Genomic DNA, 14,446 nt, shown 5'->3' with positions numbered 1-14,446 from the left:
AGCATTCAGGGAGAGAACCATGTATCGCTCAGTCTTTCGACCGGGGCTGTTCCAGGGGCAGGTGACCGTGGTGACGGGCGGCGGCAGCGGCATCGGCCGGTGCACGGCGCATGAGCTGGCATCGCTGGGCGCGGCCGTCGCGTTGGTGGGGCGCAATGCAGAGAAGCTCGCGGCGGTGCGCACGGAGATCGTCGAAGCCGGCGGCACCGCGCACGCCTACGTCTGCAACATCCGCGACGAGGCCGCCGTGCAAGCGACCGTCGCGCACATCTACGGCGAACACGGCCGCATCGACGCGCTGGTCAACAACGCGGGCGGGCAGTTTCCGGCGCCGCTCAAGGACATTTCGGCCAAGGGCTGGGAAGCCGTCGTGCAGACAAACCTGACGGGCGGCTTCCTGATGGCGCGCGAATGCCTCAACCAGGCGATGCAGCAGCGCGGCGGCGCCATCGTCAATATCGTGGCGGACATGTGGGGCGGCATGCCGAACATGGGTCACTCCGGCGCCGCGCGGGCAGGCATGGTGAACTTGACGGAGACGGCCGCATTCGAGTGGGCGCAGTACGGCGTGCGTGTGAACGCGGTGGCGCCCGGCTACGTGGCGTCGTCGGGCATGGATGCGTATCCGTCGTGGATGGCCGAGACCATCCGCAGCATGCCGTCGACGGTGCCGCTCGGGCGCTTTGCCACCGAGGCGGAAGTGTCGTCGGCCATCGTGTATCTGCTCTCGGAGGCGGCGGCATTCATCACCGGCACGACGCTGCGCGTGGACGGCGGCCGGCCGAACGTGCGGCCAGGTTCACCGATGCCGGCACCGCGGCATGGCGCCGAGCCGTTCAACGGTTTTCACCTGGCCGTGACGCCGCACGTGCTGCAAGACGAGGAGGACCGCAATGCCGGCGCTTGAATCGCGCATCGTGCCGCAGAGCGACGCGTATCGGCAGAACCATGCTGCGCTCGCGGAGCGCGTCGGCCAGTTGCGCACGCTGGAGAACCGCACGCGCGACAAGTCCGAAGCCTCGCGCGTGCGCTTCGAACAACGCGGGCAACTGTTGCCGCGCGACCGGTTGGGCCGCCTGCTCGACGCCGGTGCGCCGTTTCTGGAGCTGTCGACGCTGGCGGGTTTTTGCCTCGATCACGCCGACCCGGCGCGCTCCATTCCTGGCGGCGGCCTCATTGCGGGCATCGGCTGGGTGAGCGGCGTGCGCGCGATGATCATCGTTGACGACGCGGGCATCGACGCAGGCGCGGTGCAGCCGATGGGCATCGAGAAGTTCCAGCGCGCGCAGGCCATTGCGCTGGAGCAGAAGCTGCCGTTCATCCACCTCGTCGAATCGGCCGGCGCCAACCTGCTGACGTATCGCGTGGAGACCTTCATCCACGGCGGCAGCGGTTTCTATTGGCTCGCGCGGCTGTCGGCGGCGGGCATTCCGGTGATCAGCGTGGTGCATGGGTCGAGCACGGCGGGCGGCGCCTACATGCCCGGGCTGTCGGACTACGTGGTGATGGTGCGCGACCGGGCGCGCGCGTTCCTCGCCGGCCCGCCGTTGCTGAAAGCCGCCACGGGCGAGATCGCCACCGAAGAGGAACTGGGCGGCGCCGAGATGCACGCCACCACTTCCGGCCTGGCCGAATACCTGGCCGAAGACGATGCCGATGCGCTGCGCATCGCGCGCGAAGTTGTTGCTGCGCTCGACTGGAACCGCGATGTGCCGGCACCGGACAGGCCATACGCGCCGCCGCGCTTTGATGACGAAGAACTGCTTGGCATTGCGCTGACCGATCATCGCAAACCGCTCGACATGCGCGAGGTGATTGCACGCATTGCAGACGGGTCGGACTTCCTGGAGTTCAAGCCCGACTACGGCCCCGGCACCGTCACCGGGCATGCGGCCATCTGCGGCATGCGCGTTGGCGTCATCACGAACAACGGGCCGCTGGACCCGGCGGGCGCCACCAAGGTGGTGCACTTCATCCAGGCGTGCTGCCAGTCCGACACGCCGCTGCTGTATCTGCAAAACACCACCGGCTTCATCGTCGGCAAGGCGTCGGAGCAGGCCGGCATGATCAAGCATGGCTCGAAGATGATCCAGGCCATGGCCAACGCCACCGTGCCGCGCATCACCGTGCATTGCGGTGCGTCGTTCGGGGCGGGCAACTACGGCATGTCGGGGCGCGGCTTCTTTCCGGATTTCTGCTTCAGCTGGCCCAACGCCAAGACGGCCGTGATGGGCGCAGAGCAGGCCGCCGGCACGATGGCGACGGTGATGGCCGCGAGCATGCAACGCAAGACGCAGACCGTCGACCACGACGCCATCGAAGCGATGCGCGCCAAGGTCATCGACACGTTCGAGCGGCAGTCCGACGCGTTCACTATTTCGGGCCGGCTGCTGGACGACGGCGTGATCGACCCGCGCGATACGCGCAAGGTGCTCGCCTGCGTGCTGTCCGTCTGCGACGAGGCCCGCAGGCGAACGCTGCATCCGATCCAGTTTGGCGTTGCGCGCCCGTAGCGCCACCCCGAAATCCATACTCGAAACAGCCAGCACACCAGGACAACGGAGCGAGACACCATGCACTTCACCCACGAACACCAGGAACTGCAGCGCAACCTGAAACGCTTCATCGACAGCGACATCAACCCGTACGTGGATGAATGGGAAGCGGCCGAGATGTTTCCTGCCAAGCAGCTCTTCAAGAAGATGGGCGAGCTGGGTTTTCTCGGCATCGCCAAGCCCACCGAATTCGGCGGCCTGGGGCTCGACTATTCGTATGCGATGGCGATGGCCGAGACGCTCGGGCACATCCACTGCGGCGGCGTGCCGATGGCGATTGGCGTGCAGACCGACATGGCAACGCCCGCCCTGGCACGCTTCGGTTCGGACGAACTGCGCGCACAGTTTCTGGCCCCCGCCATCAGCGGCGATGCGGTGGCCTGCGTGGGCGTATCGGAGCCGAGCGCCGGCTCCGACGTGGCAAGCATCAAGACCACCGCGCGCAAGGACGGCGACGACTACATCATCAACGGCAGCAAGATGTGGATCACCAACAGCCTGCAAGCGGACTGGATGTGCCTGCTGGCCAACACGTCCGATGACCCGGCCCACCGAAACAAGTCACTCATCATCGTGCCGATGAACACGAAGGGCGTGTCGATCGGCAAGAAGATCCGCAAGATCGGCATGAATTCATCAGACACGGGCCTCATCTACTTTGACGACGTGCGCGTGCCGCAGCGCTACCGCATCGGCGAGGAAGGCAGGGGCTTCACGTACCAGATGCTGCAGTTCCAGGAAGAGCGCCTGTGGGCCGCGGCCAGCAGCCTGGCGACGATGACGATGTGCATCGAGACCACCGTCGAGTACGCACGTGAGCGCAAGCTCTTCGGCGCCAGCCTGCTCGACAACCAGTGGGTGCACTTCAAGCTGGCCGAGCTGAAGACGGAGGTGGAAGCGCTGCGCGCGCTCACGTATCGCGCATGCGACCTGTACATCAACGGGCAGGACGTCACGGAGCTGGCATCGATGGCCAAGCTCAAGGCCGGGCGCCTCGCGCGCATCGTGCCCGACGCCTGCCTGCAGTTCTGGGGCGGCATGGGCTTCACGTGGGACAACCCGGTCTCGCGCTATTACCGCGACGGCCGCCTGGGCTCGATTGGCGGCGGCGCGGACGAGGTGATGCTCGGCATCATCTGCAAATACATGAACACGCTGCCGGGCAAGAAGGGCTAACGCGATGGCCGCCCCGCATGCCGCCTTCCGCTCGGTCCTCATCGCCAACCGGGGCGAGATCGCCTTGCGCATCATGCGCACGGCGCGTCGCCTTGGCATGCGCACCGTTGCCGTGTATTCCGACGCTGACCGCGATGCGCCGCATTGCCGCGCCGCCGATCTCGCGTTGCCGATTGGCGCATCGCAACCGCAGGCTTCGTACCTGAACATTGCGGCGTTGCTGGAGGCGGCGCGCAAGTCGGGTGCACAGGCGGTCCATCCAGGCTATGGCTTCCTGGCGGAGAGTGATGCCTTTGCCGGCGCATGCGCGGATGCCGGCCTCGTGTTCATTGGCCCACCCGCAGATGCCATCCGCGCAATGGGCAACAAGGCCGGCGCCAAGCGCCTCATGGAAGCCGCCGGCGTGCCGTGCGTGCCGGGCTATCAAGGCGAAGATCAATCCGTCGGGCGCATGGCGCAGGAAGCCGCACGGATCGGCTACCCGGTGATGATCAAGGCGGCCGCTGGCGGCGGTGGGCGCGGCATGCGGCGCGTGGACCACGCGGAGGAGTTTGAGGCGGCGCTGCAGTCCGCGCGCTCGGAAGCGGAGAACGCGTTTGGCTCGGGCGAGTTGATCCTCGAAAAAGCCATCGTTGAGCCGCGCCATATCGAGATTCAAGTCTTTGCCGATGCGCACGGCAATGTGGTCCACCTCGGCGAGCGCGATTGCTCGGTGCAGCGCCGTCATCAGAAGGTGATCGAAGAATCGCCGTCGCCCGCCGTATCGGCCGAACTGCGTGCGCGCATGGGCGCGGTGTCGGTGGCGGCGGCACGCGCCATCGGCTACGTGGGCGCGGGCACGCTGGAATTCCTGCTCGCCCCGGACGGCGCGTTCTACTTCATGGAGATGAACACGCGCCTGCAAGTCGAGCATGCGGTGACCGAAGCGATCGTCGGCGTCGATCTGGTCGAGTGGCAGTTGCGCGTGGCGCTGGGCGAGCCGCTGCCGCTTGCGCAAGACGCCATCGATGCACGCCGCGCGCAAGGCGGGCACGCCATCGAAGTACGGCTGTGCGCAGAAGACCCGCAGCAGAATTTCCTGCCGCAGAGCGGCACCGTCGCCCGCTGGCGTGCGCCCGAAGAGGTGCGCACGGACCATGCGTTGGCCGACGGGCTCGTCGTCTCGCCTTACTACGACTCGATGCTCGCCAAGATCGTCGCGCACGGCACCGACCGCGCCGATGCCTGCCGGCGTCTTGCGCGCGCCTTGGACGATTGCCTGCTGCTTGGCTTGCCGACCAACCGAGCGTTTCTGCGCGATTGCGTGGCGCATCCGGCCTTCCTTGCCGGCGACGTGTCGACGGCGTTCATCGACCGCCATTTCCCGGCGGCGACGCGGCAGGCGGCCGTACCCGATGCAGCGGTCTGCCAGGCGGCTGCCGTGCTGCTCACGCATCTGCGTGAAGACACTGCACGCCGCTATCCCGCAGAACTGCATGGGTGGGCCAGCAGCCGCACCTATCCCACGCTGTGCCGCTTCACGCTCGACGGTGAAGCGATCGACATGCGCGTGCGTGCGCTCGGTGCGCAGCAATGGGAGCTGACCTGGGACGGCGGTGCCACGCAGGTGGCGCTTGTGTCTGAGGGCGACCGTCGCGTCACGCTGGTGCTGGGCGACACATTTCACGCGGTTGATTACGCCGTCATGGCCGGCGCTTGCCACTTCGTGCTGAATGGCATCGAACACGCCGCCATCGATACCACCTACGCCAAGGCCGAGCGCAGCGGCGCGCAAACCGGCAACGGCCGCATCAGCGCACCGATGAACGGCCGCGTGGTTGCGGTGCACGTAGCCGAAGGCGAGGCCGTCAGCGCGGGTCAGGTGCTGCTGGTGGTGGAGGCGATGAAGATGGAGCACAGCATTGCCGCGCCGCTCGCAGGCGAGGTGAGGGGCCTGTTCACCCAGGTCGGGGCACAGGTTGCGCCCGGTGGGTTGCTGATGGAGATTGCCGCGGCCTGACGGTTCGGCCGTCATCCTGCTCCATCGTTTCGTCGTGCAGTTCGTGCCATTCGTGCGGTCAATGCGGTCCATGCAGTCCACAGGAGACGTCTCATGTCCGAAGCCACGCCAGACACCACGCTTGAAGCCAACCTGCTGAACCGGGTGGCGCTGGGCGACACGTTGCATCGCAGTGCCCGCAAATTCGGCGCGAAGGTCGCGCTGGTGGACGGCCCGCGCCGCATGACGCATGGCGAACTCAATGCAGACAGCAATCGCTATGCGCATGCGCTGCTTGCAAGCGGCCTCAAGCCCGGCGACAAGGTTGCGATGGTGTGTGGCAACTCGGCGCAGTTCCTGGTGGCCGCGTACGGCATTCTCAAGGCGGGGCTGGTGTGGGTGCCGATCAACGCAATGCTCGGGCCGGAGGATGTGCGCTACATCCTCGAACATGCCGAGGCGCGGCACGTGGTGATCGACGCGACGCTGTATCCGACGCTGCGCGACACGCTGGCGGCGCTCGGGCTCCCAGCGCACCAATGCTTCGGTGAACCCGCTGCTGACGGGCCGCAAACGGTGGAGCAAGCGTCGCAAGGCCACGCCGATACGCTGCCCGCCGTGGTGATCGACGACCGCGATCTCGCGCTCATCATGTACACCAGCGGCACGACCGGGCGGCCAAAGGGTGCCATGCACTCACACCGCTCAGTGCATGCCGCGCTGATGTCCAACGTCGCCAGCCTGAATCTGAACGAGACCGACGTGTTCTCGTGCCTGCTGCCGATGTTCCACTGCGCGCAGTTCGCGACGGCTGCGTCCGCGATGATGGTGGGCGCCACGCTTGTCATCCAGCGCGGCTTTGATCCGGCGGCGCTGCTCGATGCGATTGCCAGCGAGCGCATCACGCAACTGTTCGGCCTGCCGCTCATGTACGCCGCGTTGCTGCACCATCCGCTGCGTGCACAGCGGGACCTTTCCAGCCTGCGCCTGTGCCTCTATGCGATGGCGCCGATGGCCAAGCCGCTGCTCGAACGCCTGATTGCCGAGGTGTGCCCCAACTTTGCCCTGGGCTCCGGGCAGACCGAAATTTTTCCGATGACGATGTACTTCGCGCCCGACCAGCAACTGCAGCGCACCGGCAACTATTGGGGCCAGCCCTGCATGGTGAACGAAGCAGCGGTGATGGACGATCAAGGCAATCTGCTCGGCCCGAACCAACTGGGCGAGATCGTGCACCGCGGCCCCAACGTCATGCTCGGCTATTACAAGGACCCGCAGGCCACGGCCAACGCGCGCCGTTTCGGCTGGCACCACACGGGCGACCTCGGGATGTGGGATGCCGACGGCCAGCTTCAGTTCAAGGACCGCATCAAGGACATGATCAAGACCGGCGGCGAGAACGTCCCTTCGGTCAAGGTGGAAGAAGTGTTGCTACGGCACCCGGCCGTGGCGAACGCTGCAGTGGTCGGCTTGCCGCACGCGCACTGGGTGGAAGCGGTGGCGGCGTTTGTCTGCCTCAAGCCCGATGCACAGGCCGATGCCGCCGCGCTGCAGGCGCATTGTCGGGCGCATCTCGGCAGCTTTGAGGTGCCCAAGCACATCGCCGTGGTCGACAAGCTGCCCATGACTGCGACCGGCAAGATCCAGAAGCACGTGCTGCGCACTGCCAACCAGACGCTGTTCGAGGGCGATGCGCGTTAAGGAGCGCTAAGCCGCCGGCTGGGGCGGCGTACGCAGGATGAACAGCACCGCCTGATCGGCGAGTGCATCGATGCTGATGCCCGCGCCGGCCTGATACCACTGCGCCGTCCAGTTCAGCGCACCGAACATCAGCAGCCGATCGACGGGCGTCGGCTGGGCCCATTCCCCCGAGGCGCGCAGTCGATCGATCACGCGCGTCCAGATGTCTTCGTACCGATCCTTGAGCGCGATGATGCGTTCCTGTGCCTGCGCATCGAGCGAGCGCCATTCGTACAGCATCACCGGAATGAAATCCTGGTTCGGCGCGAGCAGCGTGTAGAGGTGTGCGCGCACAAGTTGGCGCATGGCCTCGCGCGGCGGCAGGTGGTCGATATCGATGGCTTCGATGTCGGCCAGCGCGACGGTCAGGCCGTGCTCGATCACCGCCTGCAGGATGTCCTGCTTGGTCTTGAAGTAATAGAACCAGCTGCCTGCATGCACGCCCGTGGCGGCGGCAATGTCGCGCACCGTGGTGTTGCCGTAGCCCTTCTCGCGGAACAGCCTGGCCGATTGCTCGATCAGCGCGCGGCGCAGGCCCTCGTTGGCATCCTGCGCGGGGCGGCCGCGTTTGCGGCGCGGTGCTTCGGCTTCAGAGGCGGTGTCGGCGGCAGATTCGGGCGGGTTGGGTGTGGCGGGTTTCGGCATGCCCTGGGCAGGAGAAGAGGCGTCGATGCATTGTAGCGGGGCATCACCACCGCGCGGCACGTCAATCGCGGTTCAGGATGCGGCCGTGTTCGACGGTGGCGGCGCCCGCCTTGACCAGCGCCGCAATCGCGGCATCCAGCAGCGTCTCCATCGATTGGCTCGCGAAGAAGCGCGCTTGCAAGCGCGGCATCAGCGTGGTCTGCGTGAACCACGCGAACAGCGCGTCGTGCGACAGCGCCTGCTGCTCCAGCAGCTTGAACTTCACCAGCACGCGGATGGCGTGCAGCGCGTTGCGCTCGGGGTCTGCGCGCAGATAGGCGAGGCGCCCCAGCGACGCGTCAATTGCGGCATTGACGTTGGTGAATGGCCGGCCGTGTCCGGGGATCACCACGCGCGCGTCGAGTTGCGCGATGCGCTCAAGAATGGCCTGCTGCTCGGCAAAACCGCTTTCGCCTTCCAGCTCGGGAAAGATCACGCCAAAGCCGCGTTCCCACAGGGCGTCGGCCGAGATCAGCACGCGCGTGTCGGGGTTGAAGAGGATGACCGCGTGCGGGTCGTGCCCGGGTGCGCTGATGACCTGCCAGTCGAAGCCGCCCAGTCGCGCGGTCATGCCGTCGGCCAGGGCTGCGTCGGCATCGTTGTGGGGCAGCGTGAAGCGCGCGCATTCCTGCCCGGTGGGGCCGTAGCTGAGGGCGTCGGTATCCCAGCGGCGCACGTCGTCGATCTGCGCGGCGGGCACGCGTGTATGGCTGCCGTAGATGCCCTGCAGCGCTGCATTGCCGCCGCAGTGGTCGGAATGCAGGTGCGTGTTTAGCAGACGGCGCAGCGGCTTGCCTTGCAGCGCGTGCTGCACCAGCGCGACGGTTTGTGGGGCGTGCGTCAGATAGCCGCTGTCGACCAGCGCGCAACCACCGTGCGCTTCGTCATCGAAGAACAGGATGTTGTTGGACGACAGCCAGCCGCGCTCGAACACGCGCATCGAATCCGGAAGGGTGACGATGTCGTGTTCGGCCATGGTGATCAGCGGTCAGGCGCAGGGCGCGTCGTTGAGCCAGGCGCAGGCGCGCTCGGGCAAGGTTTTCCACACGGCCAGACGAGCTGCGTCGTTCATGGTCGACCACGCGGCAATTTCGTCGATCGTGCGCATGCAGCCGATGCACAGGCCGCGCGCGTCGTCCATCTTGCAGACGTTGATGCACGGCGACGACACCGGCTGCGCACGCTCCGCCTGCTGGCGGCTGTTGCGCAACTTGCCGAGCGACAGCTTCAGTTGCGCGCGGGTGCAGGCGTCCATGCTTGGGCGATCAGTTGCGCTGGGCGATGTCGGCCACGGGCGCGCCGGTCATCGCTTCCAGCTCGGCGGGTGTAAGGTTGAACACGGCATGCGGGTGGCCGGCCGCGGCCCACACGCTGTCGTACTGGAACAGGTCTTGGTCGAGCAGCATCACGGGTTTGACCGCATGGCCGACCGGGCACACGCCGCCGATGGCGTAACCGGTCTTCTCGCGCACGAACTTCGCATCGGCCTTGGCGAGCGCGCCCACGTGCGCGGAAACCTTTGCCTCGTCGACACGATTGGTGCCGCTGGCGATCACCAGCACCGGCACGTCGTCTTCTGCGCGGCGGAAGATGATCGACTTGGCAATCTCGGCCACGGAGCAGCCCAGGCCGGCAGCCGCTTCAGCGGAGGTCTTGCCGGTGGCCGGTAGCATCACGATGGCTTTTTCGTAGCCGAGCGTGCGGAGGTGGTCGGCCACACGTTGGGCGGATTCCGGCAGGGGGGCGTTCGTATCGGTAGCGGTCATCGTCGTGTTTCTGGATGGAGTTTCAGATGCAGGCCTGGGCGATCTGGTCCTGCAGCTTGAGCAGCAGCGCGCGGCCCGCACGCGAGGCAGTCGGGCGGCCGATGGCCTGCGAGATGAAGTCGCCCGCAAGCACAACCTTGTCGAGGTCGATGCCGGTGCGGATGCCCAGGCCGTGCAGCAGGTACAGCACATCTTCGGTGGCGACGTTGCCGGTCGCGCCCTTGGCATACGGGCAGCCGCCCAGCCCCGCCACCGACGCGTGGAAGATCGCGATGCCGACTTCCAGGCTGGCGAGGATGTTGGCCAGCGCCTGGCCGTACGTGTCGTGGAAATGGCCCGAGAGGCGGTCGATCGGGAACGTCGCCGCGGCGGCTTCCATCACGGTTTTCACCTGCCCGGCCGTGCCCACGCCGATGGTGTCGGCAATGTCGATCTCGTCGCAACCCAGATCGGCCATGCGCTTGATGACATCCACCACCGACGACACCGGCACCTCGCCCTGATACGGGCAGCCCAGCGAACACGAGATCGACCCGCGCACGCGAATGCCCGCATCCTTGGCGGCCTTGGCCACCGGCACAAAGCGTTGGATCGATTCCGCAATCGAGCAGTTGATGTTCTTCTGTGCAAAGGCCTCGCTGGCGGCGCTGAAGATCACGATCTCATCCGCGCCCGCTGCGGCCGCGCCTTCGAAGCCCTTCATGTTGGGCGTGAGCACGGAGTACAGCGTGCCCGGCCGGCGCTGGATGCGCGCCATCACGTCGGCGCCATCGGCCATCGCCGGCACCCATTTGGGCGACACGAACGAGGCGGCTTCCACATTGACGAAGCCGGCGTCGGACAGCCGGTTCACCAGCTCGACCTTGGTATCCGTCGAGACCGGCGACTTCTCGTTCTGCAGACCATCGCGCGGGCCGACCTCGACCACCTTCACAAAATTCGGCATGCTCATCTCAGTACCCTCGTTGCAGATCGACGATGCCGGCAATCGGCTCGCCCGCTTCCAGCGCGCGGATCTTGCGCGCGATCTGGGCAATGCTGACCTCGCGCAGTGTCAGCGCCGAAATGTGCGGCGTGATGTGGATGCGCGGTTCGGTCCAGAAAGGGTGGTCGGCAGGCAGCGGCTCGGTGCGGAACACGTCGAGCGCGGCGCCGGCAACATGCCCGCTGCGCACCGCGGCCAGCAGGTCGTCTTCCACCACATGCTTGCCGCGCGCCACGTTGACGACGAACGCGCCCGGCGCGAGTTGAGCCAGCAGTTTCGCGTCGATCACGTTTTCGGTGTCGGCCGTCAGCGGCAGCACGTTCACCAGCACCCGCGTGCCGGCGAGAAAGCCCGGCAGGGCATCGCTGCCCGCGCGGCAATCGACGCCATCGACGTGCTTGGCGGAGCGGCTCCAGCCGCGCACCGGAAAGCCGAAGCCTGCCAGCGTCTTGGCGATGTGCGTGCCCAGCACGCCCAGGCCGAGCACGCCGACGACGAATTCGTCGCGGTTGAACGGCTTGAGGAAGCGCCACATCTTCGCTTGCTGCTGACGCTCGTATTCGTCGAGCCGGCGGAAAAAGCGCAGCACGGCGTGCGTGACGTACTCGCCCATCTGCGCGGCCATGCCGGCGTCGTCCAGCCGGACGATCGGCAGGCCTTCGGGAATCGCGTCGGGCGATTGCGCGCGCAGGCCCAGGATCGCATCGACGCCCGCACCGAGGTTGAACACGGCGCGCAGGTCGCGGCGATCGCGCAGCATGTCGGCGGGCGGTTGCCACACCACGGCGTAGTCCGCATCCCGCGCCGCACCTTGCTCCCACACCGATAGCCGCGCCTCGGGCAGTGCCTGCGCAAAACCATCGAGCCAGGGTTGGGGCTTGCCGTCGGGCGTGTAGATCTGGATGTGCATGTGGGGCGACTTCAGTGCGGATGATTGACGTATACGTCAAGCAGTGTAGCAGGGGCCGCCAAGGCGTGTGGCGGCCCCCTCAAGCGTTATTCGGCGGTCATTCGGGCGTCATTCCGCCGGCTTGAACGCCAGCAGCTGCACACCTTCCGTCACCTGATCGCCCACGCCATACAACACCGATTCGACGACGCCGTCGGCCGGTGCGGTGAGCGTGTGCTCCATCTTCATGGCTTCCATGACGACCAGCGGCGCGCCCTTGGTGACGGTCTGCCCGGGCGCGGCCAGTACGGCGATGACCTTGCCGGGCATCGGCGCCGTGAGCTTGCCGCCTTCGTCATCGGCTTCGCCGGCATGGGCAAGCGGGTCGTGACGCTCGAGCGTCCAGTGCGCGCCACCGGTGAAGACGTGGAAGGCATCGCCATCGGCGTGCACCTGGCCGGTCGCCTTGTGCGTGCCGAGCGTGACGGTGAAGGTCTCGGCATGGCGCTGCGAGGTGAAGGGCGCTTCGCTGCCGCCAGCTTTCAGCCGCGAGCCGTCGCGGCCGTAGATGAGGGTCGCGTCGATGGACTGATCGCCATGCGTGAAACGCAGCGTGCGCTCAGCAGCACCGTTCAGCCGCCAGCCGCTGCCGCGTGCCCACGGCGAATGCGGGTCGCGCGTGTCGGTGCGCAGGCTGCGCGCCTCGCGGGCGAGCAGCGCTGCCACGGCCAGGGCGATGGCGTCTTGCGGCACGTCCGGTGCTGCAGGGAACAGCGTGTCGTGATTGCGCGCGATCAGGCCGGTATCCAGATCGGCGGTCGCAAACGGCTTCGATGCAACAAGCCGGCGCAGGAATGCCACGTTGGACGACAGCCCCACCAGGTGGAAGCTGCCCAGCGCCTGCAGCATGCGCGCGAGCGCTTCGTCACGGTCACGGCCCCAGACGATCAGCTTGGCGATCATCGGGTCGTAGTACGGGCTGATGGCGTCGCCCTCGCGCACGCCAGCGTCGATGCGCACGGCGGCGGGTTCGCCATTGGCTTGCGCGCCGACGGTGAACTCCACGGCTGCCGGCGTGCGCAACACCTTCAGCGTGCCGATGGAGGGCAGGAAATCGCGGTCGGGGTTTTCAGCGTAAATGCGTGCTTCGAGCGCGTGGCCGTGGATGTGCAGTTCGTCCTGCGTGCGCGGCAGCGGCTCGCCGGAGGCGACGCGCAATTGCCATTCGACGAGGTCTTCGCCCGTGATCATTTCGGTGACCGGGTGCTCGACCTGCAGGCGCGTGTTCATCTCCATGAAGTAGAACGTGCCGTCTTCGTCGACGATGAATTCGACCGTGCCGGCGCCCACGTAGCCCACGGCGCGCGCGGCAGCCACGGCGGCTTCGCCCATCGCGCGGCGACGCTCCAGCGTCATGCCCGGGGCGGGCGCTTCTTCCAGCACCTTCTGGTGGCGGCGCTGCACGGAGCAATCGCGCTCGAACAGATAGACGGCATTGCCAAGGCTATCTGCGAAGACCTGGATTTCAATGTGGCGCGGGCGGGTGAGGTATTTCTCGATCAGCACGCGGTCGTCGCCAAAACTGGACGACGCCTCACGCTTGACCGACGCTAGCGACGCTTCGAACGCGTCGCCCGATTCCACCACGCGCATGCCCTTGCCGCCGCCGCCGGCGCTTGCCTTGATGAGGACGGGATAGCCAATGCGATCGGCCTGCGTGCGCAGGAAGGCCGCGTCCTGGTTGTCGCCGTGGTAGCCGGGGACGAGCGGCACGCCCGCCGTTTCCATCAGCGCCTTGGCCGCGCTCTTGCTGCCCATGGCTTCGATGGCCGAGGCCGGTGGGCCGACGAAGATGATGCCGGCGTCTGCGCAGGCTTTTGCGAAGGCTTCGTTTTCCGAGAGGAAGCCGTAGCCGGGATGGACGGCTTGCGCGCCCGTGGCGCGTGCGGCTTCGAGGATGCGGTCGGCGCGCAGGTAGCTGTCGCGGGCGGCAGGTTCACCGATGTGGATGGCTTCGTCGCAGGCCGCGACGTGGCGGGCGTTGGCGTCGGCATCGGAGTAGACCGCGACGGTGCGGATGCCGAGCTTGCGGCAGGTGGCGGCGACCCGGCAGGCGATTTCGCCTCGGTTGGCGATGAGGAGCTTGGTGATCATGGTGTTGTTACGTCTCCTGGTTTTGGTTTTGCACTTGTGGTGCATTCCTTGTTTCATCCCCTGCCGGGGCTGAGTCACTTTCTTTGTCTTGCCAAAGAAAGTAACCAAAGAAAGGCGCGCCCGAGATGGCGACCCCTTCCTTGAATTTGTGTAACCGGGCGGAGAGGGAGGCAAACTCGCTTCGCTCAGACAAGCCTCCCTCTTTTTTCCGCCCGCTTACACAAATTCAAGGCGCCATCTAGGGCAGGGTACGGCCACACAATCTGTGTGCTGACCTGGCTGGCTCTTGTTTGCTGCTGTGTTGCTCGCTTTGCTTCGCGTTGTGCTGCCGGTTCCTACTGCACTCGTGGCCGATGGTTTGGCCGTTGACTTTTCTGCCCTAGATGGCGCCTTAAATTTCTGTTGCAGAGAGGAAAAAGAGAGGAGGCTGTTTGAGCGAAGCGAGTTTGCCTCCTCTCCCTCTCTGCGACATAAATTCAAGGAATCCTTCGCCATCTCGGGCGCGCCTTTCTTTGCTTA

At 66.4% G+C, this 14,446-nt stretch carries 12 protein-coding genes; 5 read left to right on the top strand and 7 right to left on the bottom strand.

What is annotated here, in order from left to right; genetic code table 11:
• The first annotated feature begins 19 nt into the window (after positions 1 to 19).
• From R2669_RS12660 to R2669_RS12640, 5 genes are all read left to right on the top strand, one after another.
• Positions 20 to 907: an SDR family oxidoreductase gene (locus R2669_RS12660; protein WP_316900405.1), complete on the top strand. Its 888-nt coding sequence runs from the start codon at positions 20 to 22 to the stop codon at positions 905 to 907.
• Positions 894 to 2,513, top strand: a complete 1,620-nt coding sequence (locus tag R2669_RS12655) for an acyl-CoA carboxylase subunit beta (RefSeq protein ID WP_316900403.1) — start codon at positions 894 to 896, stop codon at positions 2,511 to 2,513. The genes R2669_RS12660 and R2669_RS12655 overlap by 14 nt, the downstream gene beginning before the upstream one ends.
• 60 nt (positions 2,514 to 2,573) lie before the next feature.
• Positions 2,574 to 3,731 (top strand): acyl-CoA dehydrogenase family protein, encoded by a 1,158-nt coding sequence (locus tag R2669_RS12650; RefSeq protein ID WP_316888781.1) that lies wholly within the window; start codon positions 2,574 to 2,576, stop codon positions 3,729 to 3,731.
• Positions 3,732 to 3,735: 4 nt separating this feature from the next.
• The gene (locus tag R2669_RS12645) at positions 3,736 to 5,730 is read left to right on the top strand and encodes an acetyl/propionyl/methylcrotonyl-CoA carboxylase subunit alpha (protein ID WP_316900400.1); all 1,995 of its coding nucleotides are present in this window, start codon (positions 3,736 to 3,738) and stop codon (positions 5,728 to 5,730) included.
• A 93-nt stretch (positions 5,731 to 5,823) separates the two neighbouring features.
• Positions 5,824 to 7,410, top strand: a complete 1,587-nt coding sequence (locus R2669_RS12640) for an AMP-binding protein (RefSeq protein ID WP_316900398.1) — start codon at positions 5,824 to 5,826, stop codon at positions 7,408 to 7,410.
• 6 nt (positions 7,411 to 7,416) lie between these two features.
• Here the strand turns inward: R2669_RS12640 and R2669_RS12635 are convergent, their stop codons facing one another.
• The 7 genes from R2669_RS12635 to R2669_RS12605 all read right to left on the bottom strand — a co-directional run bounded on the left by R2669_RS12635 (position 7,417) and on the right by R2669_RS12605 (position 13,927).
• The gene (locus R2669_RS12635; RefSeq protein WP_147217425.1) at positions 7,417 to 8,094 is read right to left on the bottom strand and encodes a TetR/AcrR family transcriptional regulator; all 678 of its coding nucleotides are present in this window, start codon (positions 8,092 to 8,094) and stop codon (positions 7,417 to 7,419) included.
• A 61-nt stretch (positions 8,095 to 8,155) separates the two neighbouring features.
• Positions 8,156 to 9,109, bottom strand: coding sequence for an MBL fold metallo-hydrolase (locus R2669_RS12630; RefSeq protein WP_316900396.1), 954 nt, complete (start codon positions 9,107 to 9,109; stop codon positions 8,156 to 8,158).
• A gap of 12 nt (positions 9,110 to 9,121) precedes the next feature.
• Positions 9,122 to 9,388, bottom strand: a complete 267-nt coding sequence (locus tag R2669_RS12625) for a DUF1289 domain-containing protein (RefSeq protein ID WP_316900394.1) — start codon at positions 9,386 to 9,388, stop codon at positions 9,122 to 9,124.
• Positions 9,389 to 9,398: 10 nt separating this feature from the next.
• Positions 9,399 to 9,899, bottom strand: a complete 501-nt coding sequence (locus R2669_RS12620) for a YbaK/EbsC family protein (RefSeq protein WP_316900392.1) — start codon at positions 9,897 to 9,899, stop codon at positions 9,399 to 9,401.
• Between the two features lie 22 nt (positions 9,900 to 9,921).
• Positions 9,922 to 10,851: a hydroxymethylglutaryl-CoA lyase gene (locus R2669_RS12615; RefSeq protein ID WP_316900390.1), complete on the bottom strand. Its 930-nt coding sequence runs from the start codon at positions 10,849 to 10,851 to the stop codon at positions 9,922 to 9,924.
• Between the two features lies 1 nt (position 10,852).
• A complete protein-coding gene (locus R2669_RS12610; protein ID WP_316900389.1) occupies positions 10,853 to 11,794 on the bottom strand; it encodes a 2-hydroxyacid dehydrogenase in 942 nt (313 codons plus the stop codon).
• A gap of 108 nt (positions 11,795 to 11,902) precedes the next feature.
• On the bottom strand, positions 11,903 to 13,927 hold the full coding sequence (locus tag R2669_RS12605; protein WP_316900387.1) for an acetyl/propionyl/methylcrotonyl-CoA carboxylase subunit alpha: 2,025 nt from the start codon (positions 13,925 to 13,927) through the stop codon (positions 11,903 to 11,905).
• Between the last annotated feature and the right edge of the window lie 519 nt (positions 13,928 to 14,446).

Origin of the sequence: Ralstonia edaphi (assembly GCF_958350185.1) — a bacterium.
In the GTDB taxonomy this organism is placed as follows: domain Bacteria; phylum Pseudomonadota; class Gammaproteobacteria; order Burkholderiales; family Burkholderiaceae; genus Ralstonia; species Ralstonia edaphi.
Note: the sequence above shows the minus strand (reverse complement) of the source record. Positions and strands in the feature narration are given on the sequence as shown.

Excerpts from the sequence above, each read along its gene's own strand:
- R2669_RS12645 (WP_316900400.1), top strand. The coding sequence starts at position 3,736 with ATGGCCGCCCCGCATGCCGCCTTCCGCTCGGTCCTCATCGCCAACCGG.
- R2669_RS12620 (WP_316900392.1), bottom strand. The coding sequence starts at position 9,899 with ATGACCGCTACCGATACGAACGCCCCCCTGCCGGAATCCGCCCAACGT.
- R2669_RS12640 (WP_316900398.1), top strand. The coding sequence starts at position 5,824 with ATGTCCGAAGCCACGCCAGACACCACGCTTGAAGCCAACCTGCTGAAC.
- R2669_RS12650 (WP_316888781.1), top strand. The coding sequence starts at position 2,574 with ATGCACTTCACCCACGAACACCAGGAACTGCAGCGCAACCTGAAACGC.
- R2669_RS12625 (WP_316900394.1), bottom strand. The coding sequence starts at position 9,388 with ATGGACGCCTGCACCCGCGCGCAACTGAAGCTGTCGCTCGGCAAGTTG.
- R2669_RS12635 (WP_147217425.1), bottom strand. The coding sequence starts at position 8,094 with ATGCCGAAACCCGCCACACCCAACCCGCCCGAATCTGCCGCCGACACC.
- R2669_RS12630 (WP_316900396.1), bottom strand. The coding sequence starts at position 9,109 with ATGGCCGAACACGACATCGTCACCCTTCCGGATTCGATGCGCGTGTTC.
- R2669_RS12610 (WP_316900389.1), bottom strand. The coding sequence starts at position 11,794 with ATGCACATCCAGATCTACACGCCCGACGGCAAGCCCCAACCCTGGCTC.
- R2669_RS12605 (WP_316900387.1), bottom strand. The coding sequence starts at position 13,927 with ATGATCACCAAGCTCCTCATCGCCAACCGAGGCGAAATCGCCTGCCGG.
- R2669_RS12655 (WP_316900403.1), top strand. The coding sequence starts at position 894 with ATGCCGGCGCTTGAATCGCGCATCGTGCCGCAGAGCGACGCGTATCGG.
- R2669_RS12615 (WP_316900390.1), bottom strand. The coding sequence starts at position 10,851 with ATGAGCATGCCGAATTTTGTGAAGGTGGTCGAGGTCGGCCCGCGCGAT.
- R2669_RS12660 (WP_316900405.1), top strand. The coding sequence starts at position 20 with ATGTATCGCTCAGTCTTTCGACCGGGGCTGTTCCAGGGGCAGGTGACC.